This window comes from Stieleria mannarensis, from assembly GCF_014154935.1.
Classification (GTDB): domain Bacteria; phylum Planctomycetota; class Planctomycetia; order Pirellulales; family Pirellulaceae; genus Stieleria; species Stieleria mannarensis.
The window spans coordinates 1-640 of sequence record NZ_JACEHH010000198.1 but is presented as its reverse complement, the minus strand read 5'-3'; the positions used below and the strand labels follow the sequence as shown (position 1 = coordinate 640).

Sequence of the window (640 nt, the reverse complement as noted above, 5' to 3'; positions counted from 1 at the left end):
CCTGTTCGTCACGCTGCATTTTCAACCGTGATTCGTAGAATCGCTTTTCTTCTGGGTTTCGGGCAATCATCTCCAAGACTCCTATCGCTTCGGAAAAGACCAGATCGGGTAGTTGTTGCCGCAATTCTTCGGGGCTGGAACTTGCGGCAAATCGAAAGAAGTGGATCCACTGCTTGATCGGGTCTGCGATCACGCCATTATCCGCATCCGGCTCGTACTTCGGCAACTCTAAAAGGTGGATTTGCAGGCAATCTGTCAGCAATTCACCGCTCGGAGATCGAAGTTGGAAGTCGAGATGCAGGGCGGACGATTCGCGAAACCGGATCGCATCGAGGATGCAGATTCCGATCGAGGGACGCAATTCCCGGTAGCTGTCTCCCTCGCCGAGTTGTTCAACCAACTGGCTGGCAGCGTAATAGGTCAGTCGCTCGGAGAGCCCTGCGGGCAGCGTCGTCTGAATTTCAATGTCGATGAACCGCCCGTGATCATCGGTCGCCAAGACATCGAGAATCGAAGCTTTGTCATCGTCAAAGGCTTTGCCGATGATTGGGTTCAGGATCTGCACATTGGTGATCGGCGGGTGTCCACCCAAGACCGCATTAAGAAAGTGAATCGTAATCGCCGGATGATCAGGACTTCC

1 protein-coding gene is annotated in these 640 nt (G+C 53.4%); it reads right to left on the bottom strand.

The window, feature by feature from the left end; all coding sequences use genetic code 11:
- The coding region (locus tag H1B37_RS33045) for an Rpn family recombination-promoting nuclease/putative transposase (protein ID WP_182871527.1) at window positions 1-640 on the bottom strand (640 nt) is incomplete at both ends.